Source organism: Candidatus Poriferisodalis sp., from assembly GCF_965198245.1.
In the GTDB taxonomy this organism is placed as follows: domain Bacteria; phylum Actinomycetota; class Acidimicrobiia; order Acidimicrobiales; family Poriferisodalaceae; genus Poriferisodalis.
Window position 1 is genome coordinate 1,359,374 of the sequence record NZ_OZ240249.1, and the last position, 25,212, is coordinate 1,384,585.

Consider the following 25,212-nt stretch of genomic DNA (forward strand, 5'->3'; position numbering starts at 1 on the left):
CTCAGGGCGATTCACACTGCCTGAACGAAACCCAAGGCAAATCAATGGATGGCATTTGTGGCTAGGTTCCCAAGGCTGATAGCAGTTGGTCTTGCGCTTGCGACGGTAGTAGGCGTAGTGGCGCGTCACGATGTCACTTCTGTGCCGGCAGCCTCGGCTGCGTCTGCCATCGGACAGGAGGAGCCGGCCTTGAGTTTCGTATCTGACGGCCGTATCTTTCTGGAGCCGCAGGTGCGTCTCTACACAAGCGACGACACCTCTGGCAGGACCGACACCGACCACAACATCGGAGGCGGCCGTTATTTCGACAGAGTGGAGGTTCGCGAGCGAGATAACGAGGTCGACAGTCTCAGGTTTGTGATCGAGGATCAGCCTGACAAATCGATGTATCAGTGGTGCCACCACAGGGAGCCAGTCCGGTGCGCCCATGTTGAAGTCGGCATAGTTGAGGACAGCGGCGCGCTGTTTTTGTTTGCTGAGGAGGCTTCCATCACCACTGACATCATTGAGGAGGGCCTCGGACTCGATGCGGGTCTCAATCGATTTCACTATGTCGGCGATTTTCCAAGACAGCGAGTTGAGCTGTCCGTCGAGATTCCTGGTCAGGATCTGAAGGTATATCGTGAGGTGTCGCTCGGATCATCAGAACGGTCACCCGATTGCGCCGATTTCCCCAGTCAGAACGCAGACAGGTACACATGTCTGTTCTTGGCGGAGGCGCTGCCTTCAGATCCTCCGAGTGCTTCCGCAGACATGATCACCGCGTTGCCGAATCTCGTCCAGCCCAAAGCGAACTATCGCTTAGTCTTCGCTGAGGAATTCGACGGTACGCCTGAGGAGGACGGTTGCAAACCGGGGCTTGACAACGGCATGGTGACCTTGAGCGGAGATGTCTGGCATTTTGACACGAACCCATGCAACAATGTCGACAGCAACGGTGTGCCCTGCGCGAACGTCGAAGACGGTAGCTACTACATGGCGGTCATCACCAGTTGCTCCCCCGAGATCAACTCCAACGGCAAAGTCAGATTCAAGTACGGATATATCGAAGTAAAGTACACCGCGGATATGACGGCTCACAGCACTGCGGCTTGGCTGAATATGGCGCTCTCCATTAGTGATCCGCTCATACTTCTCAAGCACAAGTATCGCCGCTATGACATACCCGTCGAGGACTATGAAGCCGTCACACGCTATCTCGGAACAGCCATCAACCTGTTCGAGTTTTTGCCCTCATCTCGATCTGAGGTTTCTCATCAATGGATCAACCCATACGGTGAACAACGGTTCACGACGACCGAACCTCGCCGAAGCAGTAAACGGTTACGGTTGTGCCGGCGGGGCAGTCAGTCATCAAATCCGGCCCCATTCTACACAGGGACTACTTGCAAATCTACCGAGACCATAACAAGAGGTATTGAGTGGACGCCTAGAGGATACCGCACCTTTTTTAAAGTCGACGGTGTCCACGACAGTCTTGCGGTTGTGCCCATGGGGAACATATCAATAGGCTCCTGGCCCAGTTCAGTTTCGACGGATGGACAAGTCTCGTTCAGCTCCTCTGAGCGACTCTTCACTGGCAACCAACGTGAGCAATTCTTTGAGTTCCTAACCGACGGCGATTCGGATTCGATCTTAGAGAAGATCGGAATCTCTCACATCCCATTGGAGTTTGAGCTTCACGCTCATGGGAATCCATCCAACAACCGAATCCAGACCAAATTCGAGATTGACTACATCAGAGTATTCCAGCCCATCGACCGCTATACGGGCATGGAGCCCGTCTACCAATGAGTTCCGCCCGGTTGCGACTGGCGGGGGCCTGGGCGGTGGGCGTCGTGCTGCTGGCCGCCACGACGTTCGGTGTTGTAGCGACTGACAGCGCTAATGCTTCCGTGGATACCGGCTCGGACGTTCCCCGTGACCAGGTTTTGACTGTCGACGACAGCGGCGGGCCTGCGCTGGCGTTCACGTCTCGTGAGTTCTCCTTCTATCCGAGCGCTTTCCTGTTCTGCGATCACGAATTCGCCAACTGTGACGGGAGTGTCAATAGTCTCCAAGGGCCGGATTGGGACGATCACAATGATGATCTGGTCCTCGGCAACCGCTACTTCGGCAGGGTGAGCGTGCAGGCGCGCGATGGCGATGCAGACGGTGTGAAGTACGCGGTTGAAGGTGTGTCCGGAGAGCCACGCCAATTCTGCGGGCGTGACTGCTATGACCTGTTGCTCGGAGTGCGAGAGGATAGCGGCCTATTGTATATGTTCATGGATGACTATGACAACGACAGACCTTTCTATTACATCAACGGGCATCCGGTGAGAACGGTGGAGTTCTCGGCCGAAGACTCCGCGTCCGATCTGATGGTGTATCGCGAGGCTGTGGTCGGCCCGTCGGAGCATGCCTCAGAGTGCGGCGACTATCCCAGTGCGAACCGGGACAGGTTCACATGTCTATTCATGCACGAACTCCCGCCGTCTGAGCAGCCGGAGACGCCGTCGAGCCTGCGCGACAGCCTGCCCAACCTCGTTCAGCCCAAGGAGAACTACAGCCTGATCTTTGCCGAAGAGTTCAACGGTACGCCCATCGAGGATGGATGCAAGGAAGGCCTAGACAACGGGATGGCGACTCTCGACAGCGACCTCTGGAATCACGATCCCAACCCGTGCGACAGCGGCGACACGGACAGCCGTGGCGAGCCTTGCCAGAATATACGAGACGGCCGATACTACATGACGAGGGTTCACTCCTGTCGAGGATCAATGTCGACCTACGGCAAGTTCTCCTTCAAGTACGGATACGTTGAGGTCAAATTCTCCGTGAACACAAACGTCAATTACTTCTACCAGAACTATGCCTTCTCTGCCGGAAACCCTGTGGTCGCCTTGGAGTCCCTGCATGACGAGTATAACGTAGTCGTGGACAGCTACGAAGATATCGCCAGGGCATCCAGCATGGAGATAAACGTCTTCGAACATGTCCCTAGGTCCCGAAAGACCGTCTCGCATCAGTACATCAATGGTCCTCGGCAGCAATACGATGCCCCATTGGTGCCGACTAATTCGTCAAGGTGGAACATATATTGTGGTTCCGGCACGTCAACTCAGATTACGTTACAACACGCTAGTTGCTGGAACAATGGCAAAATAACGGTGACCTTGGGCCTAGAGTGGACCCCGGCCGGCTATCGGAGTTTTCAGAAGATCGACGGTCATAATGATGACTTGACGGTCAGACCCAAGAACAAGATCTCGGTCGAGTATAAACCGATCACGATCACCGATGCCGACACCGGCGAGTTCACAATCGGTAGAAATAAGGTGGCGTACACCGGGTCTGACCGGGACAAGTATTTCACGTACTTGGATCCAGACGACACCGACTCCCTGCTGGAACTCGTAGCAATAGCTCACAGGCCCATGGAACTCATAGTGCGGGCATCGGGATTCGCCTCCAGCAGCTACGACACGATCCGCACCAGACTCGAACTGGATTACATAAGGATCTTCCAACCCGAGGACCTCTACACCAGCATGGAGCCCGTCTATCAGTGACAGCCACCGCCGGCGTAGGTGCGTAGCCTCGGCCGAGGTGGTTGACGACGGCCGGGACGATCCAACGACGGCCGACGCCGTCGACGCCGAGGGGGCATCGCTGAGCGTGGCGATCTCTGATGCCGACCGGCGGCGGATGCAATTGCTCGCAGCGGTGCCGGTGGGCTTTGCCCTGGCGGCTTACGTCGGACAGATCTTCTTCGCGGCCCTCATCGCGCGAGCGCCGCTGCTGCTGCTGTCGCTGAACGCCACGGACCCGATCCTGCTCGGCGTGGCCCACCAAGCGCCGCTGTGGGCCTTCATGATCATCGGGGTGACCCGGCTGTTCATCACCGACCCGTTCCTGTACCGGCTCGGCTACGACTACGGCCCGAATGCCAAGGCGTACCTGGCAGCCGAGCTGGGTCCCCGCAATCGCATCATCAGGGCCATGGGCTGGCTGGAGCGCTGGTTCCCCCGTGTGGGCTGGTTGCTGCTGTTCGCCATTCCTGGCTACCCGATGTGCTTGCTGTCGGGAATTGCGCGGATGCGCCAGCTGCCGTTCGTGGTGGTGAACCTGGCTGGCACCGTCACGCGCTTGGCACTCGTGTGGTGGGTTGCGGACCTGTTCTCAGGGCCGCTCGGCACGGTCATCGACTTCATCAATCGCTATTCGATCCCGTTCACTGTCGCGATGTTCGTGCTGGTTGCGGTGCAGACCGCCCGTAACCAGCACCGAGCTGCGAACGCCGAACGAGCTCGCACCAGGCGTGAGCACGAAGCGGCCGAGCAAAGCCGCATCGACGCTGGTCCACAAGACTGCTGAGCGGCGGCCTCGGTGGGTCTCCGTAGGTGTAGCCCCGCCTCGGTACTCTCGCAGAGGTGAGTGCGAAGGGCACTGCCGGGGCCGACGGCTCGAAGGATGCGTCGAAGGCTTCGACGCGGGGAGATTCCCAGCGCGGCCTGTCCCGGGTAGTCCGCAATGCCCTGAGCGGCCGATCTCGCGAGATCGTGGCGCTGTCGCTGTTCGCACTTGCCGTGATCTGCGGGCTTGGCCTGCTGGGCGACCGAGCGGGCGTCGTGGGCCGACTCCTCGAGAACGGGCTTGCCGTCTTGCTCGGTGTGTTCCGCTTCGCGGTGCCGATCCTGCTCATCTGGATCGGGGTGGCTCTCGCCCGCATGGCGGCCTCAGAGCGCAGCGGTCGCGCCGCGTTCGGGCTGAGCTTGCTGACGGTCGCGTTCGCCGGAGCGGCGCACCTGTCGGGGTCCGCGGACGGCTTCGGACCCGAGTTGGAGGACTTGCGCCGCAGCGGGGGAGTGCTGGGCGCCGCTGTGGCCGAGCCGTTGCGACGTCTCATCGACGACCCCGCGACGTGGGCCGTGCTGCTGCTCGTGATGCTGTTTGCCGTCATGATCGTCGGCAACGTCGGTCTTGGTCAGGTCCTGCGCTGGATGTGGACCGGCGTCGCTGCACTCGGCCGGCTGCTGCGCGGGTCCGTGTCCAAAGGTGCCCGGAGCCTGCAGCGTGTGGGCACCGATCCCGAGCCGCCCTCATTCGAAGCCGAGCAGTACGACTTGGACGCATCCGATGGCGACCAGATGCCGGGTGGCGAGCTGCCGGCTGCGGAGGGGGCCCCGATTCCAGGTCTCGATCCGACCGCCGCGGAGCCTGGCGACGCATCGTTTGAGCCGTCACCGCCGTCCTTCGTCGAGCCTCCCGGTGGAGACGTCGTACCCCCACCCGTACCGGCCCCGCGCGCGGCACCGCGGGGCACCGGGGCCCGAGGCCAGCGTCCGCGCTGGAAGCTGCCCAAGCAGTCGGTGCTCAAGCGCAGCGGCACCCAGCAGTTCGACCGGGCGCAGCTGTCGGCAGGAGCCGCAGCGCTGGTGGCCGCGCTTGCGAGCCATGGCGTGGAAACGCAGGTGACCGGCTGGGAGCCCGGCCCCACCGTCACGCGTTACGAGCTGAAGCTGGGCCCGGGCGTGAAGGTGTCCCGCGTCACGGCCCTGCACAAGGACATCGCGTATGCCATGGCGGCTGCCGATGTCCGCATCCTGGCGCCGATCCCCGGCCGTTCGGCGATCGGCATCGAGGTGCCCAACTCCGACCGCCACCTCGTCGCGCTGGGCGACATCCTGTCTTCCAAGGCGGCGGCCGATGCGATGCACCCGCTCGAAGTGGCGATGGGCAAGGACATCTCGGGGCGCGAGGTGATGCTCAACCTGGCCACGATGCCCCACGTGCTGATTGCAGGCGCTACCGGCTCGGGCAAGTCGTCGTGCATCAACTCGATCATCTCGTCGTTGTTGATGCGGTCCACCCCCGATCAGGTGCGAATGATCCTCGTCGACCCCAAGCGGGTCGAGCTGGGTCAGTACGACGGCCTGCCCCACCTGCTGACCGCAGTGGTGACCGAGCCGCGCAAGGCCGCGAACGCCCTGGCATGGGCCGTGAGGGAAATGGAGCGCCGCTACGACGTGCTGTCCGAAGCGGGCTTCCGTGACATCACCGGCTACAACGCAGCCGTGCTCGACGGAGCGCTGCACAGCAACGAGAGCGAGCTGCTCGGCCAAGACCAGCAACACGAATCGATGCCGTTCATCGTGGTGGTCGTCGACGAGCTGAACGACCTGATGATGGTGGCGGCCCGCGACGTCGAAGACTCCATCACCCGTCTGGCTCAGATGGCCAGAGCCGTCGGCGTCCACCTGGTCGTCGCAACCCAGCGCCCGAGCGTGAACGTCATCACCGGCGTGATCAAAGCAAACATTCCCAGCCGGCTGGCCTTCGCCGTGTCGAGCCTGGCCGACAGCCGGGTCATCCTGGACCAGCCGGGCGCCGAGCGTCTGGTGGGCCAAGGAGACATGCTGCTGCTGTCCGCCAACTCCAGCACTCCGCGCCGCATCCAGGGCAGCTGGGTGAGCGAGTCGGAGATTGCCCACGTAGTGGCCCATTGGCGCCGGCAGGCACCCGAGGTCAGCTATGTCGAAGGCGTCGAGGGCGCCGAAGCGTCAGCGGGTGCGACAGGACTTCCGGGCGGCACCACAGGCGACGCCGGCGACGACGAATTGTTGCGACAGGCGATGGTCATCGTGGTGGAGACCCAACTCGGTTCTACCTCCATGCTGCAGCGCAAGCTGAAGATCGGCTTCGCCCGCGCCGGCCGGCTCATGGACCTGCTCGAGCAGCGGGGCGTTGTGGGTCTCTCGCATGGCTCCAAGGCCCGCGATGTGATGATGACGCCAGAGGAACTAGCGGACGCGCTGGGAGAGTGACGGCGGCTGGCTCGGCTCCGGGGGGAATCCGCTTCCCCCAGCGGCTGCCGGATGAGAGAATGCCGAGACGGCATCTCGTCTATCGCCTCGACCACTGTCGCCGAAACGATGGCATGACACGATGAAAGTGATTGAAATAAAATGAAAACAATCACTCAGCCCTCTGCGACTACGTTGCTCACTGCCGAGGAATTGTTGCGTCTAGACGCCCAGGGCGTGCGCGGCGAACTGGTCAGGGGGCTGTTCTGCAAGATGGCACCCGCTGGATATCGGCACGGGATGGTCGCTATGCGTCTGGGCGCACGACTGGTTGACCATGCCGAGGCTCGCGGCCTCGGGACCGTCATCGGCACCGATGCCGGCATCTTGCTCGAGCGCAATCCCGACACCGTGCGCGAGCCAGACATTGCCTTTACCTCCGCCGAGCGATTGCCGTTTGGCACAGAACCCAACGGCTACTCAGGCGTCGTGCCCGACCTAGTAGTCGAGGTGGCATCGCCGAACGATCGTCCGAGCGAGCTCGCAGAGCGCACCGCCATGTGGCTCAGCTTTGGCGTGCGGCTGTTGTGGGTGGTGCATCCCGACGCGAATACGATCGAGGTGCACCGCGCCGGCACTGACCGGGCCGCCGCACAGCAGGTCGAGACGCTCACGCTCGACGACGATCTCGACGGCGGCTCAGTCCTGCCAGGATTCACGTACTCGCTCAGCAGCCTCTTCGCGGCCTGAGCCAGGGCATGAGCTCTGCTCGACGCCCCGCTTCGGAGGCTCAGATGCCGACGCGGATCTGCAGGTTGCGGGGGCCGCGTACCTGGACGCCGCCCCATTCCACACCGCCACGGCCGACGTCGGTGGCGAGTTCGAACTTCGGGAACCGCTCCAGCCACTCCTCGATGGCGACCCTCAGCTCCATGCGGGCCAGATTCGAGCCCAGGCAGCGGTGGATTCCGAGCCCGAAGGCGAAGTGGCGATTCTCGGCGCGGTCGATGATGACCTCATCGGGACGCTCGAACTTCGACGGATCGCGATTGCCAGCCCCGAACGGCAGCAGCACCTTGTCGCCGTGTGCGACCGGGCAGCCGCCGATCTCTGCATCTTCAGTGGCGGTGACCCTTGCCATCGTCACGGGTGCATAGGCCCGCAGGAACTCCTCGATGGCGGTGGGGATGAGCTCGGGTTCCGCGACCAGCCGTTCACGGTCTTCGGGGTGCATGGCCAAGTGCATCAAGCTGGCCGAGATCGAGCTCCACGTGGTGTCGATGCCGGCGAGCAGCAGCAGGAAGCTGGCACCGGTGATGTGGTGATTGGCTAGCGGGTCGCCGTTGGGCAGCCGCATGTCGAGCAGCTTCGACGGCAGGTCGTCCGCCCGTTCCTGCCTCCGCTGGTCGGTGAGCTCGCCGAAGTACTGGAGCACTTCACGTGTGGCGTTTGCGCGCCGACCGAACTCGTCGCCCTTGGACTGCAGCACATCGACGGCCCAGCGGGTGAAGTCCGGCTCGTCAGACTCGGGCAGCCCCAGGATGCGGGCGATGACCCGGACAGGAATGTGCTTGGAATAGGTGTCGGCGGCGTCGGTGACGCCGGAACGTCCTTGGTCCACCCCGGTTTCGGCCACGATTGCGTCAATTCGCTCACGGGCGATGCTGCGGGTGACCTCCACCATCTCGTCTACGGCCGTGGGCCCGAAGAACGGCAGCAGCAGCCGTCGGGCGTCGGTATGGAACGGCGGGTCCGAGGTGATCGGCGGAGCCGTCAGCAGCCCGACGCCTTCGGGCGTGGGCGCTACAGCGATGTCGCGGGAGCTGAAGTTCTCGGTGTCGTAGGCGACTGCGGCGATGTCGTCCCAGGTGGTGGGCATCCAGTGCCCGCCGTTGTGGCTGCTGTGAGCGACCGGGCACTCTGGGCGCAGATCGTCCCAGACGTCAGCAGCGCCTTGGATGTACTCGTCGCTGTAGACGTCGAAGTCCCGTTCTACCGAAGAGCTGTCGATGTCGGCAGTCGTGCTCATGGCGGCTCCCTTGAGTCCCTGCGGGCGCGATCCGAGGCGCTCCCCAGCGTAGGCGACGGGTTCTACGCTTCGCCGTAGAAGCGGAGCCTGTTCGCCGGACCCGAGGAGGGCACATGTCGGGACATGCAGCAGTCGAGGCAGCACAGCTCAGCGAGGTGGCACCGGGCGTGTACAGCTACGTGCAGCCTGACGGCACCTGGTTCATCAACAACATGGGGTTTGTGGTGGGCTCCCGCAGCGTCGTGTCCATCGACGCCACCTCCACCGAGCGCCGCACTCGCGCCTACCTCGATGCCATCGCGTCGGTGACCCCCAACCCGGTGACGATCCTGGTCAACACACACCACCACGCCGATCACACCCACGGCAACTACCTCTTTGCTGACGCCACGGTGGTGTCCCACACGGCGTGCCGCGAGGTGATGGTGGCCGCAGGCATTCCCGACTACAGCGCAGTGTTTCCTGGCGTGGACTGGGGGGATCTGCGGTTCCGGGCGCCCGATGTGACCTTCGAGGGCTCGACCGTGCTGCACCTCGACGACCGGCGTATCGAGCTGTCGGACCTGGGCTTCGTGGCGCATACCAACGGCGACATCCTGGCGTGGCTGCCCGACTGCCGGGCGTTGTTCTGCGGCGACCTGATCTTCCACGGGGGTACGCCGTTCGCCCTGTTCGGCTCGGTGTCGGGGACGCTGGACGCTCTCGATGTCATTGAGGGCTACGGCGCCGAGGTGATCGTGCCGGGTCACGGTCCGCACGTCGGCGGCGGCGACATTGAGCGGGTCCTCGGTGAGCAGCGTGCGTACCTGCGCTTCGTGCAGGACTGCGCGGCTGAGGGGATCGCAGCCGAACGCTCACCGCTGGAGCAGGCACAAGCAAGCGACCTCGGGTCACATGCCCGCTACACCGATCCCGAACGGCTGGCCGGCAATCTCCATGTCGCATATCGCGAGGCCGCGCCCGGCAGCTACGAGTTCCCCGGCGTCGAACGGGCGATCATGGACATGGTCGCCTACAACGGCGGCGCCATGCCTCGCTGCTTGGCCTAGAAATCGCCGTCGGCCGGAGGCGACCCATCAGACACGTCGCCTAGGTCGGCGGCGCCATGCCTCGCTGCTTGGCCTAGAAATCGCCGTCGGCCGGAGGCGACCCATCAGACACGTCGCCTAGGTCGGCGGCGCCATGCCTCGCTGTCTGGCCTGAGGATTGCTTTTCTAGAAGGGGAGCTTCAAGCCGCGGCGGGGCCAGTCGCCGACGGCGAGGCGGCCTGTGCTTGACAGGGTGACGTACGCAGTTCGCATGTCATCGCCGCCGAAGCAGATGTTGGTGGTGGCGGAGTCGTCGGTGGGAGCGAATTCGAGTTCTTCGCCATCGCGGGTGAACGTGCTGATGCCCCCCGTGAGAATCGTCGCCACGCTCACGTTGCCTTCTGCGTCCATCGCCAGCGAGTCGAAGTACTTGCGGCCGGCGGGTCGCGCCAGGAACCAGCCCCGTGATGGCACGCCAGCGGCTACCTTGCCCGGCCCTTCGAGGTCGAACGCGAACATGGCGCCCTGGAAGGTCTCGGCAACATAGACGCGGTCTTCTTCTGGGGAGATGCCGACGCCGTTGGGCCCGTCCATCGGGAAGACGATCTCTTCGATGTGGCTGCCATCGGCCTTTGCGTAGTACAGCCCGCCGCGGTCACGGTCACGAGCACGGGTCTTGCCGTGGTCGGTGAACCAGAAACCTCCGGTGGAGTCGAACATGATGTCGTTCGGCCCTTTGAGGGAGACGCCGTTCACGTCGGCGTAGAGGATGTCCACCTCACCCGTTTCGACGTCGATCCGTTCGATCCGTCCGGTCGTGTAGTCCGCCGCCACCTCGCCGGGCACCGTGCGGCCGCGGACCGTGATCCACTCGAAGCCGCCGTTGTTGCATACGTACAGCGCACCGTCAGGACCGAGTGCTGCACCGTTCGGCCCGCCGCCGGGCGTGGCCAGGATGTCCTTGCGACCATCGGACACATCGACACGGGTGATCGTGCCCCGCCCGATCTCGACGACGGCCACCGAGCCGTCGGGCAGCACCACCGGACCTTCAGGGAAGATCAGGCCGTCGGTGATGGTCTCGAAGTGATCAGATCCGAAGAAGCTCATGGCCGCCGACGCTACCGCGCGGCGCTGGGTCGCCGAAGCGCTCAGCTCGCCGAGATCGGCACCCAGACAAGCCCGTCGATGTGCTCGAAGTGCCGATCTGCTGAGACAAGGTCTGCGCCGGTCTCCATTGCGTGTGCGGCAATCCACACGTCGTTCGTCGGGATGGGGCGACCCTTGCCTTTCAAAGCTGCGGCGATTCTTGAATAGCGGTCGGCGGTCGTTTGACCGACCTCGACGAGGGTCGAATACGGACTCTCGAGAAAAGAGCGGAGGTCTGCGACATTCCGCTCGAAACGCGATCCGACTCGGAAGCCATACATCAATTCGCCGATCACAACGGCGGAGAACAGCAATTCCTGAGCATTTCGCACCAGTTCGCCAACGCGCTCGTGCCCACGCATGAGCAGCGAGTAAGCGTTGGAGTCGAGGAGGAGCCTCACGCCCAGGAGGCCTCGTCGACGGTCTCGAAGTCCGCGAGAGCGCGGTCGATCTCGTCAGCTTCAGTCGGCGTCCAGCTGCCGATCAGATGGTCGAGCGATGTGCCGACCATGTCGGTTCGTTCAGCGTCGTCGGACAGACCCGCGCCTTTGCGCAGCAATCTCAGTGCAGCCTTGTTCAACGACACACCCTCGCGTTGTGCGAGACGACGCATTGCAGCTTCGAGGTCGTCTTCGAATCCCCGGACGGTGAGTTGGTCCATTGCGCACCTCCGTCATGACAAGAATCTGATTCAGATATGACTCAGTATGCAGCATAGACCGAGTCACAAGGGTTGCGCAGCAAAGACTGCGTCTCCGGCGGTCAAACCAGGGCGTTCCGCCAGGGGCTTGGGTCGATGCCGGGGTAGCGGCGTTCGAGGGCGTCGACCAACTCGGGGGTCCAGTAGGGGTGGCCGGGCAGCGGGGCGCCGAACAGCGCCAACTCCTCAGGCGAACAAGTGGCAGCAAACGTGATCCACGGCCGCCCGACGGTCACCGGCTGTACGTTGTCGTAGCCCATCCAGTCGGCACCTGCCGGCTTGAATGAGGCGCTCATGAGGAAGCGGCTGCCGCCGGGCCGCGTCAGGTCGACACCTCGGTGCCACACGTCGGGTCGGTATGCCAGATACGAGCCCCGGGCACCGGCGGCGGAGAACCGCTCGCCTTCGGGCGGCCCGTCGTAGGGCCGAGACGAGTCGGCTGGGCCTCCCGCGATCTCGGTCGGCGCCACATCAGGTTCGACGTCGCTGAGGTACAGGAACCCCTCCAGGTTCCACCAGCCGGGCTCGAGGCGGTCGGGCACGACGTTGTGGTTCCGATCCTGGTGGAAGGGCTGCTCGTAGTTGGTGACGCCGGTGTACTTGCCCCAGATGCGGGCCTGGTAGATGCGGATGTCATCGATGCCCATCGCCAGTCGAGCGAACGCCGTGACGTTGGGATGCACCTGGAGCCGGTTCAGCCGCGGCGACGTGTAGGGGAACAGGATGTGTCCCAGGAATTGTTTGGGCCGGAAGGCGGCGCCTTCAGCGTCGGCCTCGGGGAACTCGTGGCCTTGTTTGAAGCTGTTGCCGACAAATCGGTCTCGCACAGCGGGGTCGTCGGCGTGGAACTCATCAGGGTGCGGGTACAAGTCCCACAGTTCCTCCACCGCATGATCGATGTCCGCGGTCGGCACCAGACCGTCCACGAGCACCCAGCCGTACTCTTGCCAGTGCTGCGCCGCCGCTTCGAGGTCGGCAATGCCGACGCTCGTGGCGTCGGCATCAGTGCGATTGCTGACGCTCGTGGCGTCGGCATCAGTGTGATTGCCGACGCCAGCCGTGGCGTCCGTCGAGCTCACGATCTCAGCCGGCTCCCTGCGCGTCGTCGACGGTGATGCAGGTGCCCGACACGAAATCCGACAGCGGCGACACCAGGTACAGCAGCGTCGAGTCGAGCTGCGAAGCCTTGCCCAGGCGTCGGCGGGGGAACATCTTGGTGATGTCGCCCATGCGTTCGAGCATTCCGTCCATCATCTCGCTCTCGAACGCGCCCGGGGCAATGGCGTTGACGTTCACGTTGTAACGGGCGAATTCCTGCGCCAGCACTTCGGTCATGCGCACGACGGCACCCTTGGTGACGGCGTACATCGAGGTCCCGATCGGTGCCCTGAAGGCAGCCCCCGAGGAGATGTTGACGATCCGGCCCGGCAGCTCAGCCGCGATCAGTCGCCGGGTGACCTCACAGGACAGGTGGAACAGCGACGTGAGGTTCGTGGCGATCATCTCGTCCACAAACGCCGGGTCCATCTTGAGCGCCAGGCGGGCGTCGGGCTTGCCAGCGTTGTTGACGAGGATCTGCACTGGACCGAGCTGTTCTTCGGCGGTGGCGACGGCCCCGAACAGCGCCTCGGTGTCGGTGACATCGAGCGGCATCGGCAGCACAGTTGCGCCGTCGGCCTCCAACTCGGCCGCCAAGGCGTTCAGCCGCTCGACGCGCCTGCCGCAGATGACCACGCTGGCACCGCACGCAGCGAGGACAGTGGCGAAGCGCCTGCCCAATCCTGAGGTGGTGCCGGTGACGAACGCCGTCTGGCCACTGAGATCAATCGACCACTGCGGTGCCAGGCTGCTTTCGGACCCGGTGTCGTCGGCGCTGGCCTCGTCGGTCATGGCATTCCCCCTGTGCTGCGGGCTGTGCCGCGGGCTGGGCTGCCCGCGGACCGCAGCGTATTGGCGGGGGCTGCCCCTTACCGGACGTCTCGCGATCCCGGGTTCAGCCGGCGAATCAGCCCTAGCCTCGCTCGGGTGAGGGGATCGGATCGGGCTGCGCCGCCGGGCGGCAGCATGCCCGAACCGTCGAACCGGGGCGGTGCCGTCTTCGTTGTGGCGCCCGCCATCGGTCGAGCTGGTGCCATCGGGGATTCTCTCAACGGCGCCCGAACTTCCCTGCCGCCGAGGCCCGCCGAAGGTGTTATGCCTGTGCACCCCACCAGCGCCGCGCTGCCGCTCGTCATCATGGGGCTCGTCGTCATCTCCTGGGGCATGGGTCCGCCGATAGCGAAGCTGCTCAGTGCACCCCCAATGGTCAGCGCTGTCATCCGATTCGGGATGTCGACACCGTTCTTGCTGGCGGTGCTGGCGCTGCGCGGCCGCTGGCTGTCTCGGCGGGTGTTCTGGCAGACGGCGCTGCCGGGACTGTCCTTCGGCATCAACATGGTCTTCGTCTTCGCCGCAGTGCAGCAGGTCACCATCTCGGTGATGTCGGTCATGATGGCCCTGCAGCCGGCCATGCTCCTGGCGGTCGTGGGACCCCTGTTCGGCGACAGGGTCGGCTTCCGCCAGATCGCCTTCACGCTGCTCGGGGTGGGCGGTGCCGTCGGCGTGATCGCTGGTGCCGGCGGGGATTTCCGAGCGAGCCCATTCGGACTGTTCCTGACCGCAATGTCGGTCCTGACGTTCACCGTTTACTTCGTGTTGACGCGTATGGCGCGCTCCGCGAGCGCCGTCGATCCGATGGAGTGGATGGCCGGCATCAATTTCTGGTCGCTGATCGCGGCAATCCCGCCCACCTTGCTGTGGGTCTCGCCAGCGGGTTGGCGGGAGTTCGGCGGCTACGACTGGCTCTGGATCGTCATCGTGGCGTTCGTGACCGGCGTGTTCGGTCACGTCCTCATGACCTGGTGCCATGCCCACCTCGAGGTTGCCCGGTCGTCGCTGTATGTGCTGGCTATGCACATCGTGGCGGTGGGAATGGCGTGGATGATTCACGGCGAGCCGATGACGCTGACTCAGTTCGCTGGCGGCGCAGTCGTGCTGGCCTCGGTGGCGATGGTGATACGTACGCCGGCGTCCGCGCGACGAGAAACCGCCGCGGCCAGTCGCTGAGAGCGACCCGGCGTCGGTGCGACGCGAGCCCGAAGGGGCAGAACCTGTCCGCTCACCGTTTCAACGGGCCGATTGAGCGGCACTGTCCGAAGGCGACCCTTGGCGTCACAGTGCGTCTGTACGCTCAAGGCGGACCGGGATCGCCGCGGCGATCGGAGAGCCTGAGCTCTCGACTCGCCGACGTTCAAGGAGCATCGCGATGGGCCGAATGGCAAATACCTGGAGACTGACGAAGACCTCGTGGTCATTGCTGAAGCAGGACCGGGAACTGCTGTGGCTACCCGTCCTCAGCATGCTCGCGATTCTCGCCCTCGTTGCGGCGGCATGCGTAGTGGGCTTCGTCGTCGGCGATGTCGAGGAGGGCAGCGTCAGCGGCAGCATGGCGGTACTCGGCTTCGTGTTTGTTGTGGCTGCAACCGCCATCGGCGTCTTCTTCGAAGGGGCGCTTGTGGCGGGTGCCCATGACCGGATGTCGGGTGGAGACCCCACAGTGCGCAGCGCCATGGCTCGGGCTGCGATGCACCTGCCGAGCCTGTTTGGCTGGGCTGTCATCACTGCCACCTTCGGCATCCTGATTCGATTTCTCCGAGAGCGCCTAGGAGCGCTCGGAAGCATCCTCACGTGGTTCGCCGAGGCAGCCTGGGCCATTGCCACCTATCTCGTCGTTCCCGCCATCATCGTCGATGATGAAAGGCCGATCTCCAGCATCAAGCGATCGGCTGGTCTGGTTCGACAGACCTGGGGCGAGAACCTGATCTCTCAAGCGGGATTCGGCCTGCTCGGCTTCGTGCTGATGCTCCCCGCAGTCATCGTCGGTGTGCTGATTGGTCTGATCGTTCCGGGCGTCGTCGGCATCGTCGTCGGTACAGCCGTCGGCCTTGCGGGTGTCGTGACGGTGATGGTCGTGGTGGGTGCCCTGGGCATCTACTTCAAGACGGCGCTCTACGTGTACGCCACCGACGGCCAAGTGCTCGGCGGCTACGACGCCAACCAGTTGCGCAACTCGTTCCGAACGAAGCGCAGCGGTCGACGCTAGACGCTCAGCTGGGAAGGCAGTGTTCGCCAGCGAAGGAAGCGAGTCCCTGGCTGAGCACTGCTACATCACCACGTAGCCCACATTGAGCACGTGGTGGTTCACCCACACGGAGTCGAAGCCGAGTTGCTCGGCCTCAACGGCCAATCCGACCACATCGGCGGGGTCGTCGACCCCGAAGTTGTTAGGCACGGTAAAGCCGTATTTCATGCGCGTTCCTTCCAGGCCATCGGGCGGTTGGTCACCGGAACAGTTCCGGATCGGTCAGGCGACTCCGACCTCAGTCGAGCGCGGCGAACGCCGCGTCGGCAATGTCGCAGGTGCGCTTGATGTCGTCGTCGGTGTGGGCGGTGCACACGAAGCTGTTGTGATAGCTGAGCAGGTAGGCGCCGCGCCGGATGCACTCCGCAACCCAGCGGGCGTGGAACCGACTGCCTCCCGGGCCGATGATGCGGAAGTACGGCATCGCCGGCACACCCGTGACCCGCAGTTCGTGTCCATGAGCCGCCGCCACATCGGTCAGGGCATCGTCCAAGCGAACGCCGGTCTCGGTCGCGGCCGCGGCCGCATCGCACGAGCGCAGCTCGCGCAGCGTGGCGAGGGCGGCCGCCATGGGCGCTGCGTTGAAGAACTGGGTTCCGGTGAAGAACGTCTCTCCGGCGACTTGTTTCAGCGATTCGCTGCCGGCGAGCGCTGCGATGGGGTGCCCGTTCCCGATCGCCTTGCCGAAGCACATGAGGTCGGGCGCGAAGCCGTAGGCGACGTGCGAGCCGGCGAGATCGATCCGGAACCCGCTGCGGACATCGTCGAGGATGACGACGACCCCTGCCGCCCGGCATGCGCCCTCGACGGCCGCCCAGTAGCCGTCCGCAGGCTGCTCATTGTCGGCGAACACGGGATGGTGGTACGGCGACGAGATGAAGCAGGCGATGTCGCCCGAATGCGCATCGATGGCCGCTTGCACGGCGTCAGCGTCGTTCCAGGGCACCTCGATGACGAACGCTTGGTCCTCGGCGATCGTGCCCTTGTTGCCGGGCGCCTGCATCCACGGGGCCGAGCCGTGATAGCCGCCCTGGATCTTGAGGATGTACCGCCGCCCCGTTGCTGCGCGGGCAACCATCACGGCCAGGCCGGTCGCATCGGCGCCATTCTTGCCGAACAGCGTCCAATCGGCCCCGTCCACGAGGTCGACGAGTTCTTCGGCCAGATCGACCATCACGGGCGCGGCGAGGCTGACCGTGCTGCCGTCCGCGGCCTGCTTCTCCGCGGCCTCTTCCACCGCCGGGTGGTTGTATCCCAAGATGTTCGGGCCGTATGCGCACATCCAGTCGATGTAGGAGTTGCCGTCCACATCGGTGAACCGGGCACCTTCCGCCGAGGAGAAGAAGACCGGCCCGTCCTCGATCACGGCGGGCCCGTAATGCCCGTACACGCCTTTTGGTATCACCGCCTGCGCACGCTCGTACAGCGCTCGAGATGTCGGAGTCGCCAGTGGTTCGCTCATGACCTTCCCCCTGTGAACACGGTGAGAGCCTGACATACCGGATTCCGGGACGCAGCCGTCGCAACAGGATGATGATCTGGTTTGAGTCCTTCGCATACGTGGCGTCGAGGCGCCGACGTCCACATCACACCTTGACCATTGCGTTGCCACAAGACCAGTTCAGCCCGTCCAGGCCTGACCTAACATGTCGCGGTAGGCCATGTCGGCCGGCGGCCTTCGAGTCGCTTCATGAATCCGTGGGTGTACTTCGCCCACTCCGGCCCGTAGAGGTCGGACAATCCTTGCTTGACGGCCGGGTCGGTAGCGACGACCGCTCGCAACGGTGCGGTGTTGGTTTCGAGTGACTGGGAGGCTGCCGCGAATGGTGGGCGTTACCATCCGGCGATGGGAGCGCTTGACGACTACACAGTGCTGGACTTGGCCGTGTTGGTGCAGGGTCCGCAGGCTGCGGCCACCCTCCACGACCTGGGAGCGTCGGTCATCAAGATCGAGCTGCCGGGCATGGGTGACCTGGGACGGGTCATCCCCGTTTCGGCGGACGATCCCCGAAGTCCGTACTACGAAGCGTGCAACCGAGGGAAGCGGTCGGTCACGCTCGACCTTCGCACTCCAGGCGGGAAGAGCACCATTGAGCGGCTCGTCGAGGCGACCGACATCCTGATCCACAACTTCGTGCCCGGGACCATGGAGGCCTGGGGCCTGTCATACGAGCACCTGTCAGCCATCAATCCCCGGCTCGTGTACGCCGCCGGTTCGAGCTTCGGGCCTATCGGCCCCAAGTCCGTCCGCGAAGGAGCCGACATGACCGGTCAGGCCGAAGGCGGGCTCATGTTCGGGACCCGGATCGACGGCAGTCCACCGATCATCAACGGGGCAGTCATTTCCGACCACGTCGGCTGCCAGAACATGGTCGCCGGCATTCTGGCCGCGTTGCTCCATCGGTCCAAGACCGGCACAGGGCAGCGGATCGACGTGTCGCTCGTGGGCGGCATGATCTACGCCCAGGCGTCCGAGATCACCTACACCCTGATGACCGGCCGCAACCCGGAACGGAACCATTCGGGCCACGCCATTGTTCCGACCCTGCTCCACACCGTCGAAGCGGCCGACGGCTGGATCCACCTGCTCAGCGGCACCGGACCGCAATGGCCCGATTTCGCTCAATTGCTCGACCGACCCGATCTTGGCGAAGACGAGCGGTTCATGGCCCTCATGCTGAGCGCCGATGCCAGAGCCGAGTTGGTGGCCATCATCGACGAAGTGTTCCCGACCAGGACCCTCGGTGAGTGGGAGGCGACGCTCGACGAGGCCGGGGTTCGCTACGGGCTGGTCCGCGACTACGAGACGATCGTCGCCGATCAGTCGATGTACGACAACGGCTACCTGAAACGGGTGGAACACGCCGACGGCAGCCTTGTGGTGATCGGCACCCCGATCCGCATGTCAGCCACCCCGCTCGAACCAGGCGCCGTCGCGCCAGAGCTCGGTCAGCACACCGAAGAGGTCTTGCTCGAGCACGGCTACACGTGGGATGACATCGCCGCACTGCGGGACGAGGGCGTCTTCGGCTGAGCGTTTGGCGTGAGCTTCGTGCAAGGGGTGCGGTCTGTCGACATCTCACGCGGTCAGGGCCAGAGTTCGAGAGAGCCTGCTCGCCAGTAGGAATCCGCGGCGCATTCACCGTCGAACCAGTCGCTGTCGATGGGATGGCCTGAGAGCGACACGTGGTCTCCGACGCGTACCTGTCCGCCTTCGCCTACCCATAGCGATTTCGCTTCAGCGTCATACACCGTCGACATCCAGCCTTTGGCGTCTTCGATCCCTGTGGACCGCTCGCCGCGTTCGAACACCGGCAAGCTGCGTGGCAATGAGACTAGAGTTCGCTGCTCGGAGTAACTCTCGATCACGAGAACGCAGTCTCCCTCGATGGTCAGCGTTCCCTCAAGCTGTGAATCGCTCCTCTCCCAGAGCCCGACTCGGGGGTAGTCCCACATTCCTGCGAATTCTCGCTCGACCGCAGAATCGGGGCGGTTCTGCCCGCATCCCGCAAGAGCGAGCCACAGCAGGATTGACGGGGCGAGCAGTGCATACCCTGCTCGCCCCGTCCTAGAACACATTGATCCCCCGACAGCAGGACGTTCCCACGGCCTCACGTCACATGTGCTTACTCAATCGTGACAGAGCCATTGCTCAGAATGTCGACATTGAGGAAGGACTCGACTTCGTCGATTGCCGAGAAGATCGCTCCTGACACAGGCTCATAGCAGGTCGGGTACTGGTTGACGGTTCCCATGTGGATGCCGTAGGCAGTTCCGTAGCTGAACCAAGGCCCTCCGCTGTCGCCTTCACACGAATACAACGACGGACCCTCTACCAGCACGAAGACGCTGCTGCAGTTGATCCTGCGACCCGTCTCGCTTCCGTACCTGCATGCGCCGTAGTAGGAGGGACGGTGACTGATGTCCTCGACCGTGCCGCACGAGGTGCCCGTGTTCATGCCCGTGTGACACACGTAATGGTCTTGCATGTTCATGCGCGCTATGTCACCGGACACATCGCACTCCGAATCCCACCAGCCGCTCGTGTTGCAGACATAGTCGTCATAGAGGACATGATTTGCCCCCGTGGGGATCTCGTGGAATTGCGCGTCTGCACGACGGCTCTCATAGCCGCGCACCCACGGAAGCGAGACCCCCTGCATTCGCTGCGTGTTGGAGCAGTGGCCTGCTGTCACGATTCCGTAGACACCAGTGTCATTGGTCACAGCGGCGAAGCCGGATGTGCAAGTGCGCATTCCGCGGCCCCCGTCAAAGTCCGCGCTGAATCCTGCACCGCGACCGTCAACGACTTCGAACGCGACACTGATATGGGGATCAAGGTCGGTGGTCAGCTGCGCTATGGCCGTCTCGAGCGATGTGTCGTCGGTCGCATTCCCGTCAGTGCTTGCGATTGGGTCCGGAGTCATCAGCCCGCCGGGCACGATTGCACTGCCCGTCGAAGCATCCGCCGCAAGCGACGGGTCAATGCCGATATAGATGCCGTTGCTGCGCAGGTCTAGACCCGTGAAGGTGACGATCGATGGCAGATCTTGCAGCAAGTCCGAACCGCCGGTCGCATGCCCGACCGCGCCGGTTGTGCCCGGTGCAACGATGTGGCTGCCATCGCCGAAGCCGTCCTGAGCATCCCGCAGTTCCGCATACGTGTGGGCGGCACCTACGCGGATCTCGATGTCGGCATGTGCATCGGCGAGGGCCACGGCCTCGGTGCTCGCTGCACCGGTGCCGGTCAGCCACACCCAGCCGGTGAGGGTTTCGCCATGGTCGATCCCCCAGCCTGCGACCCGCTCGGAATCCAATTCGCGGATCGACTGAAGCACTTCGCTGATGCCATCCAAACGGGCGAGGCGACGCTCTGCTTCTGCCTCGCTCACCGAATAATCCGCCGCATACGACGCGATGGCTGGGTTGACGGTCTCCGTCAGGGTGCTGGGTGGCTGTTGAGGAACTGCGCCGGTTTCCGATTCGGGTCCGCTATCGATCAGCGGTGTCGTCTGCGCGCCGGCACCGACAGTGCTGGTCAGCATGACGGCCGCTAGGACGGAGACGAGAACAACAGTCCAGCGTTTCGCCATTCATGTTCTCGTCTGCGGGGACGGGCTGAGTGTCTCACGCATGAGTGATCTGCTCCTTCTTGGGTTGGAGGTCGCAGCAGACTAACGGCATTGCGGACGTGAACTGGTCATATTAGCATGCACGAATGGAATCATCGCTGTTTGGGGCGCCTCATCTGGGACGCGGGAACACTTTCTTCGCTGGTGGCAGGGTGCCCTCTCCTGCTGACTGGTCAACCCGACAGGGAAGCAGCCAAGTCGACGTTGCGAGTAGATCATCGATCGGATCGCCGTCAGGTCAGCACACCGAGGAGGTCCTGCTCGAGCACGGCTACACGTGAGATGACATCGCCGCACTGCGGGAAGAGGGCGTCTTCGGCTGAGTGCCGTGACTCAGCCTGTCGCGTGTGTCGCGGCGGAGGAGCGGCGATACGGCGGGTTCAACTTGTCGCGTAGGTGGCAGCGAGCGTGCGTGCGATGCGGTCGGTCTGGATCTCGGTGCTGCCGTTCATAGAGATCAGCTGAGGGTGGTTGCGTCGATGCGGTTGACATGGTCATCGTCCTGTGAGGTGTGGTCTACGCGGTCTGGCAAGCGAGGATCGGACGGCGAGACGTCGAGTGATCCGAAGTCTGCCGCGAATAGCGGGGGTTACCATCCGGCGATGGGAGCGCTTGACGACTACACCGTGGTTGACCTGTCCATCTTGGTGCAGGGCCCGCAGGCTGCGGCAACGTTGCATGACATGGGAGCGTCGGTCATCAAGATCGAGCTGCCGGGCATGGGAGACCTGGGGCGGGTCATTCCCGTGTCGCCCGACGATCCACGGAGTCCGTACTACGAAGCGTGCAATCGGGGGAAGCGGTCGGTCACCCTCGACCTGCGCACCCCGGGCGGGAAGAGCGCGCTTGAGCGGTTCGTCGCTGAGACCGATGTGCTGATCCACAATTTCGTGCCTGGGACGATGGAGGCCTGGGGCCTGTCCTACGAGCACCTCTCAGCCATCAATCCCCGGCTTGTGTACGCGACCGGTTCGACGTTCGGGCCGATCGGCCCCAAGTCGGGCCGTGAGGGCGCTGACTCGAGCAGTCAGGCAGAGGGCGGGCTGATGTTTGCCACCCGGATCGACGGCGGTCCTCCGGTCATGAACGGGGCCGTCATTTCGGACCATGTCGGCTGCCAGAACATGGTCACCGGCATTCTTGCTGCGTTGCTCCATCGCCGAGAGACCGGGCTGGGGCAGCGGGTCGATGTGTCGCTCGTGGGCGGCATGATCTACGCGCAGGCGTCGGAGATCACCTACACGTTGCTGACCGGTCGCAATCCCGAGCGGATCGATTCGGGCCACGCATTCGTGCCCACCCTGCTCCACACCGTCGAGGCGGCCGATGGCTGGATCCACCTGCTCAGCGGCACCGGACCGGGGTGGCCCGAGTTCGCCAAGCTGCTCGACCGGCCCGACCTAGCCGACGACCAACGGTTCCTGGATCTCATCCTGAGCTCTGATGCACGGGCCGAGTTGGTCGCCATCATCGACGAAGTGTTTCCGACCAGGACCCTCAAGGAGTGGGAAGCGGTGCTCACCGGCGCTGGCGTTCGCTACGGGCTGGTCCGTGACTACGAATCGATTGCCGCCGATGAGTCCATGTACGAGAACGGCTACCTGCGACGGGTGGAGCACCCCGACGGCGACCGTGTGGTGATCGGCACGCCGATCCGCATGTCGGCCACGCCGCTTGAGCCCGGCGCCGTCGCACCCGAGCTCGGTCAGCACACCGAGGAGGTTCTGCTCGAGCACGGCTACACGTGGGATGACATCACCGCGCTGCGCGAGGAAGGCGTCTTCGGCTGAGCGGTTCTCCGCATTTTCTGATCGTGACCCCGGGGACGAAGTCTTGACCATAGATCATCGGCCAGCTCTCTTTCGGTTGTCGTCTTTGAGGAAAATGATGTCGGTTTCGATCCTGGAGGCGATTAGCTCCCATGCGTTCTTCCAGTTTGGAATCCGAGTTGTTGGCACAGTGAGTCTCTTGGTTTCGGTTTCGGTTTCGGTTTTGAGTTCTGCAATCCAAGCTTTCGCGTTCGGGTTGTACCAGGTGGACAGTCGCCAGATGTGAGGTCCGACGACGATCAAGTGAACATGATCGAGAGGCTTCGATATCCCGATCCAGTACTTGGTGAATGGAATGTGGATGCGACGGGCAGAATGAAACAGGTTCATGTGATCCTCTCAGGCGTATATGTCTTGCAGGGAACGGGCGATGCGGTCGGTCTGGATCTCGGTGCTGCCGTCCACGTAGTTGGCGATGCGTGCGCCGACGAGGTGGTGACCCCACGGGTAGTTGCTTCGTAGGCCTTCAGCGCCCATCGTCTGGATGCATGCGGCGATGTCGGCCTCGGCCGTCTCGGTGGTGAACTTCTTGGCATGTGCCGCTGGAAGGATCGCTCCTGAGGCGTCGCCGGTGCGCAGCGACTCGGTGACCGCTTCGACCGCACGCTCGGTGAGCAGCTGGGCCGCCTCGAGGCGGTTCTGTACACCGGCCAGCTTCCAAGCCAGCCCTTGGTGCCCGATGACGGGCTTGCCGAATGCCTCGCGCTGTGTGCCGTAGCGCACTGCGCCTGCCAGCGTTGCTTCGACCATGGCGCAGCACATAGCGGCGACGTACGTGCGGGCGCCGTTCACGCTGGACATGGCTGCGAGGAACGCCTGCCCGGGCGGGCCGATGAGATCTTCGGCGGGGGCGATGTAGCCGTCAAGCCGGAAGCCGCCGGTGCCGATCAGGTGACCGCCCGCGAGTTCATAGGGCAGCAGTCGTTCGAAGCCCGCCCGGGTGCCGTCGATGAGGAACGACGCGATGCCGCGGCCCCGAGAACCCGGCTCGGTCTGCGCGTAGCAGAAGATGACGTCGGAGTGCGCGGCGTTGGTGATCCATGCCTTGGCACCGTCGAGCCGAAAGCCGCCCTCGACGGGTGTCGCGGTGGTGGCGATGTTGGCGAAGTCGCTGCCGGCCCCTGGCTCGGTCAGCGCTGTCGAGCCGAATCGGCGCCCAGCCATGAGGTCTGCCAGATACCGCTCGCGGTGGACCTCGCTGCCGAGGTTCGCCACCCGGGCGGCAATGTTGCCAGTGTTCACCAGGCTGAAGGCGAACGGCATCGAGACGGCGCTGAGCACCTCGACGATGCGGCACTTCTGAGCGAAGTTCATCCCGAGACCGCCGAGCGCCGCGGGCACTTCCATGGCCAGCAGCCCAATCCCCGACGCTTCCCGCAGGGCTTCGGGCGCCATGCGCTTCTCGCTCTCCCAGCGAGTGACGTTCGGCGCCACGACCGTGTCCCGGAATTGCGCGACCTCGCCCGCAAACGATTCGAATGCCACGGCGTCCATGCCGGTGGTCGGATCGTCGGACTCGGCTGAGGCGACAGAGTCAGCTGCAGTCATCGCGGCGACGGTAGCAGTGACGCATCTGGCAACTCGGAGCCGATCGGGCTCGGCCACCTACGCTGCGATGCCGTGGTAGGGCAGCACTCCGTCATCGGGGTATTCGACGCTGAGTGCTTGTCGGAGGTGCTGAGCCAAGACTTGGATGCGCCGCATCACGGTCCGACTGCCGCCGTTGCGGCGGTGGTGAGACGGGGCGATAGCGGTCCAGAGATGCTGTTCATCGAACGCGCCATCCGCAACGGGGACCCATGGTCTGGCCACATGGCCTTTCCGGGCGGCCGGACCGAACCCGACGACGACGACACGTTCGACACGGCGGTGCGCGAGAGCCGCGAGGAGATCGGCTTCGACATCACCGCTCATTCGGGGGTCCGCTGGCTTGGCCGCCTCGACGATCTCGAGGGCAATCCGCGTTGGCGCGGTGCGGCGCTGCGAGTGACCCCGCATGTGTGCTGGCTCGACGGCGACCGTCCCGTCTTGACGCTCAACTACGAAGTTGCGGACGCGCTGTGGGTTTCCGTGGCGGAACTGGCGGACCCGCAGCACCACATCGACTACCTCTACCCGCCGCGGCCCGATGAGCGCTTCCCGGGCATCGAAGTCGGGCACGGGCGGGTCGTCTGGGGCATGACGCTGCGGATGCTGCAAGACCTCTTCACCCGAACCGGACACCCGCTGCCCATCACATTCAGTCCTTCGAGCTGATCAGTCGGCTGCAGCGCCCGCTCGCCCCACAGCGGATTCGACAATCAATGAAATAGATCTGACAACAACAACATCAAATGTCATATATCTGTAATCATTCTGATAGCATACGAGCGTTCGA

General features: G+C 63.8%; 23 protein-coding genes. 11 read left to right on the forward strand and 12 right to left on the reverse strand.

Features of this window, described 5'->3' with window-relative positions; all coding sequences use genetic code 11:
- Window positions 1-48 precede the first annotated feature (48 nt).
- From ACOCMM_RS06280 to ACOCMM_RS06300, 5 genes are all read left to right on the forward strand, one after another.
- Window positions 49-1,794: a hypothetical protein gene (locus tag ACOCMM_RS06280; protein WP_419552330.1), complete on the forward strand. Its 1,746-nt coding sequence runs from the start codon at window positions 49-51 to the stop codon at window positions 1,792-1,794.
- Between the two features lie 35 nt (window positions 1,795-1,829).
- Window positions 1,830-3,554 carry a hypothetical protein gene (locus ACOCMM_RS06285; protein ID WP_419552331.1) on the forward strand — a complete coding sequence of 575 codons (1,725 nt, stop codon included), beginning with the start codon at window positions 1,830-1,832 and terminating at the stop codon, window positions 3,552-3,554.
- Window positions 3,555-3,591: 37 nt separating this feature from the next.
- On the forward strand, window positions 3,592-4,359 hold the full coding sequence (locus tag ACOCMM_RS06290) for a hypothetical protein (RefSeq protein ID WP_419552332.1): 768 nt from the start codon (window positions 3,592-3,594) through the stop codon (window positions 4,357-4,359).
- Window positions 4,360-4,415: 56 nt separating this feature from the next.
- Window positions 4,416-6,809, forward strand: a complete 2,394-nt coding sequence (locus tag ACOCMM_RS06295; RefSeq protein ID WP_419552333.1) for a DNA translocase FtsK 4TM domain-containing protein — start codon at window positions 4,416-4,418, stop codon at window positions 6,807-6,809.
- Between the two features lie 141 nt (window positions 6,810-6,950).
- On the forward strand, window positions 6,951-7,538 hold the full coding sequence (locus ACOCMM_RS06300; protein ID WP_419552334.1) for a Uma2 family endonuclease: 588 nt from the start codon (window positions 6,951-6,953) through the stop codon (window positions 7,536-7,538).
- 40 nt (window positions 7,539-7,578) lie between these two features.
- Here the strand turns inward: ACOCMM_RS06300 and ACOCMM_RS06305 are convergent, their stop codons facing one another.
- Complete coding sequence (locus tag ACOCMM_RS06305) at window positions 7,579-8,817, reverse strand: cytochrome P450 (protein ID WP_419552335.1); 1,239 nt, start codon at window positions 8,815-8,817, stop codon at window positions 7,579-7,581.
- A 113-nt stretch (window positions 8,818-8,930) separates the two neighbouring features.
- Between ACOCMM_RS06305 and ACOCMM_RS06310 the strand changes: the two genes are divergently transcribed.
- On the forward strand, window positions 8,931-9,866 hold the full coding sequence (locus ACOCMM_RS06310; protein WP_419552336.1) for an MBL fold metallo-hydrolase: 936 nt from the start codon (window positions 8,931-8,933) through the stop codon (window positions 9,864-9,866).
- A 165-nt stretch (window positions 9,867-10,031) separates the two neighbouring features.
- On the opposite strand, the gene ACOCMM_RS06315 is transcribed toward ACOCMM_RS06310, so the two are convergent.
- From ACOCMM_RS06315 to ACOCMM_RS06335, 5 genes are all read right to left on the reverse strand, one after another.
- Window positions 10,032-10,955 (reverse strand): SMP-30/gluconolactonase/LRE family protein, encoded by a 924-nt coding sequence (locus ACOCMM_RS06315; RefSeq protein ID WP_419552337.1) that lies wholly within the window; start codon window positions 10,953-10,955, stop codon window positions 10,032-10,034.
- Window positions 10,956-10,996: 41 nt separating this feature from the next.
- Window positions 10,997-11,395, reverse strand: coding sequence for a type II toxin-antitoxin system VapC family toxin (locus tag ACOCMM_RS06320; RefSeq protein ID WP_419552338.1), 399 nt, complete (start codon window positions 11,393-11,395; stop codon window positions 10,997-10,999).
- Window positions 11,392-11,655: a hypothetical protein gene (locus ACOCMM_RS06325; RefSeq protein ID WP_419552339.1), complete on the reverse strand. Its 264-nt coding sequence runs from the start codon at window positions 11,653-11,655 to the stop codon at window positions 11,392-11,394. Before ACOCMM_RS06325 ends, ACOCMM_RS06320 begins: the two co-directional genes overlap by 4 nt.
- A 101-nt stretch (window positions 11,656-11,756) precedes the next feature.
- The gene (locus ACOCMM_RS06330) at window positions 11,757-12,773 is read right to left on the reverse strand and encodes a hypothetical protein (RefSeq protein WP_419552340.1); all 1,017 of its coding nucleotides are present in this window, start codon (window positions 12,771-12,773) and stop codon (window positions 11,757-11,759) included.
- Between the two features lie 4 nt (window positions 12,774-12,777).
- Window positions 12,778-13,584: an SDR family NAD(P)-dependent oxidoreductase gene (locus tag ACOCMM_RS06335; protein WP_419552341.1), complete on the reverse strand. Its 807-nt coding sequence runs from the start codon at window positions 13,582-13,584 to the stop codon at window positions 12,778-12,780.
- Between the two features lie 135 nt (window positions 13,585-13,719).
- On the opposite strand from ACOCMM_RS06335, the gene ACOCMM_RS06340 reads away from it, so the two are divergent.
- Both ACOCMM_RS06340 and ACOCMM_RS06345 read left to right on the forward strand, forming a co-directional pair.
- A complete protein-coding gene (locus ACOCMM_RS06340; protein WP_419552342.1) occupies window positions 13,720-14,799 on the forward strand; it encodes a DMT family transporter in 1,080 nt (359 codons plus the stop codon).
- A 199-nt stretch (window positions 14,800-14,998) separates the two neighbouring features.
- Entirely contained in the window at window positions 14,999-15,835 is an 837-nt protein-coding gene (locus tag ACOCMM_RS06345) for a DUF6159 family protein (protein ID WP_419552343.1), read from the forward strand.
- Window positions 15,836-15,895: 60 nt separating this feature from the next.
- On the opposite strand, the gene ACOCMM_RS06350 is transcribed toward ACOCMM_RS06345, so the two are convergent.
- Both ACOCMM_RS06350 and ACOCMM_RS06355 read right to left on the reverse strand, forming a co-directional pair.
- On the reverse strand, window positions 15,896-16,042 hold the full coding sequence (locus tag ACOCMM_RS06350) for a hypothetical protein (protein ID WP_419552344.1): 147 nt from the start codon (window positions 16,040-16,042) through the stop codon (window positions 15,896-15,898).
- Between the two features lie 70 nt (window positions 16,043-16,112).
- Window positions 16,113-17,336, reverse strand: coding sequence for an aminotransferase class III-fold pyridoxal phosphate-dependent enzyme (locus ACOCMM_RS06355; RefSeq protein WP_419552345.1), 1,224 nt, complete (start codon window positions 17,334-17,336; stop codon window positions 16,113-16,115).
- Window positions 17,337-17,720: 384 nt separating this feature from the next.
- Here ACOCMM_RS06355 and ACOCMM_RS06360 point away from each other — a divergent pair, with 384 nt between their 5' ends.
- The gene (locus ACOCMM_RS06360; protein WP_419552346.1) at window positions 17,721-18,908 is read left to right on the forward strand and encodes a CaiB/BaiF CoA transferase family protein; all 1,188 of its coding nucleotides are present in this window, start codon (window positions 17,721-17,723) and stop codon (window positions 18,906-18,908) included.
- Between the two features lie 53 nt (window positions 18,909-18,961).
- On the opposite strand, the gene ACOCMM_RS06365 is transcribed toward ACOCMM_RS06360, so the two are convergent.
- Window positions 18,962-19,330 carry a hypothetical protein gene (locus ACOCMM_RS06365; RefSeq protein WP_419552347.1) on the reverse strand — a complete coding sequence of 123 codons (369 nt, stop codon included), beginning with the start codon at window positions 19,328-19,330 and terminating at the stop codon, window positions 18,962-18,964.
- A gap of 170 nt (window positions 19,331-19,500) precedes the next feature.
- On the reverse strand, window positions 19,501-20,919 hold the full coding sequence (locus ACOCMM_RS06370) for a hypothetical protein (protein WP_419552348.1): 1,419 nt from the start codon (window positions 20,917-20,919) through the stop codon (window positions 19,501-19,503).
- 689 nt (window positions 20,920-21,608) lie between these two features.
- Between ACOCMM_RS06370 and ACOCMM_RS06375 the strand changes: the two genes are divergently transcribed.
- Window positions 21,609-22,796, forward strand: a complete 1,188-nt coding sequence (locus tag ACOCMM_RS06375; protein ID WP_419552349.1) for a CaiB/BaiF CoA transferase family protein — start codon at window positions 21,609-21,611, stop codon at window positions 22,794-22,796.
- Between the two features lie 54 nt (window positions 22,797-22,850).
- On the opposite strand, the gene ACOCMM_RS06380 is transcribed toward ACOCMM_RS06375, so the two are convergent.
- The gene (locus ACOCMM_RS06380) at window positions 22,851-23,165 is read right to left on the reverse strand and encodes a hypothetical protein (protein WP_419552350.1); all 315 of its coding nucleotides are present in this window, start codon (window positions 23,163-23,165) and stop codon (window positions 22,851-22,853) included.
- Between the two features lie 9 nt (window positions 23,166-23,174).
- Window positions 23,175-24,383, reverse strand: a complete 1,209-nt coding sequence (locus tag ACOCMM_RS06385) for an acyl-CoA dehydrogenase family protein (protein WP_419552351.1) — start codon at window positions 24,381-24,383, stop codon at window positions 23,175-23,177.
- 72 nt (window positions 24,384-24,455) lie between these two features.
- Between ACOCMM_RS06385 and ACOCMM_RS06390 the strand changes: the two genes are divergently transcribed.
- Window positions 24,456-25,091: an NUDIX hydrolase gene (locus ACOCMM_RS06390; protein WP_419552352.1), complete on the forward strand. Its 636-nt coding sequence runs from the start codon at window positions 24,456-24,458 to the stop codon at window positions 25,089-25,091.
- The last annotated feature ends 121 nt before the right edge of the window (window positions 25,092-25,212 follow it).

Coding starts and splice junctions, on each gene's coding strand:
- ACOCMM_RS06280 (WP_419552330.1), top strand. CDS start 49: ATGGCATTTGTGGCTAGGTTCCCAAGGCTGATAGCAGTTGGTCTTGCG.
- ACOCMM_RS06300 (WP_419552334.1), top strand. CDS start 6,951: ATGAAAACAATCACTCAGCCCTCTGCGACTACGTTGCTCACTGCCGAG.
- ACOCMM_RS06305 (WP_419552335.1), bottom strand. CDS start 8,817: ATGAGCACGACTGCCGACATCGACAGCTCTTCGGTAGAACGGGACTTC.
- ACOCMM_RS06310 (WP_419552336.1), top strand. CDS start 8,931: ATGTCGGGACATGCAGCAGTCGAGGCAGCACAGCTCAGCGAGGTGGCA.
- ACOCMM_RS06315 (WP_419552337.1), bottom strand. CDS start 10,955: ATGAGCTTCTTCGGATCTGATCACTTCGAGACCATCACCGACGGCCTG.
- ACOCMM_RS06325 (WP_419552339.1), bottom strand. CDS start 11,655: ATGGACCAACTCACCGTCCGGGGATTCGAAGACGACCTCGAAGCTGCA.
- ACOCMM_RS06335 (WP_419552341.1), bottom strand. CDS start 13,584: ATGACCGACGAGGCCAGCGCCGACGACACCGGGTCCGAAAGCAGCCTG.
- ACOCMM_RS06345 (WP_419552343.1), top strand. CDS start 14,999: ATGGGCCGAATGGCAAATACCTGGAGACTGACGAAGACCTCGTGGTCA.
- ACOCMM_RS06350 (WP_419552344.1), bottom strand. CDS start 16,042: ATGAAATACGGCTTTACCGTGCCTAACAACTTCGGGGTCGACGACCCC.
- ACOCMM_RS06355 (WP_419552345.1), bottom strand. CDS start 17,336: ATGAGCGAACCACTGGCGACTCCGACATCTCGAGCGCTGTACGAGCGT.
- ACOCMM_RS06360 (WP_419552346.1), top strand. CDS start 17,721: ATGGGAGCGCTTGACGACTACACAGTGCTGGACTTGGCCGTGTTGGTG.
- ACOCMM_RS06365 (WP_419552347.1), bottom strand. CDS start 19,330: ATGTGGGACTACCCCCGAGTCGGGCTCTGGGAGAGGAGCGATTCACAG.
- ACOCMM_RS06370 (WP_419552348.1), bottom strand. CDS start 20,919: ATGCTGACCAGCACTGTCGGTGCCGGCGCGCAGACGACACCGCTGATC.
- ACOCMM_RS06375 (WP_419552349.1), top strand. CDS start 21,609: ATGGGAGCGCTTGACGACTACACCGTGGTTGACCTGTCCATCTTGGTG.
- ACOCMM_RS06380 (WP_419552350.1), bottom strand. CDS start 23,165: ATGAACCTGTTTCATTCTGCCCGTCGCATCCACATTCCATTCACCAAG.
- ACOCMM_RS06385 (WP_419552351.1), bottom strand. CDS start 24,383: ATGACTGCAGCTGACTCTGTCGCCTCAGCCGAGTCCGACGATCCGACC.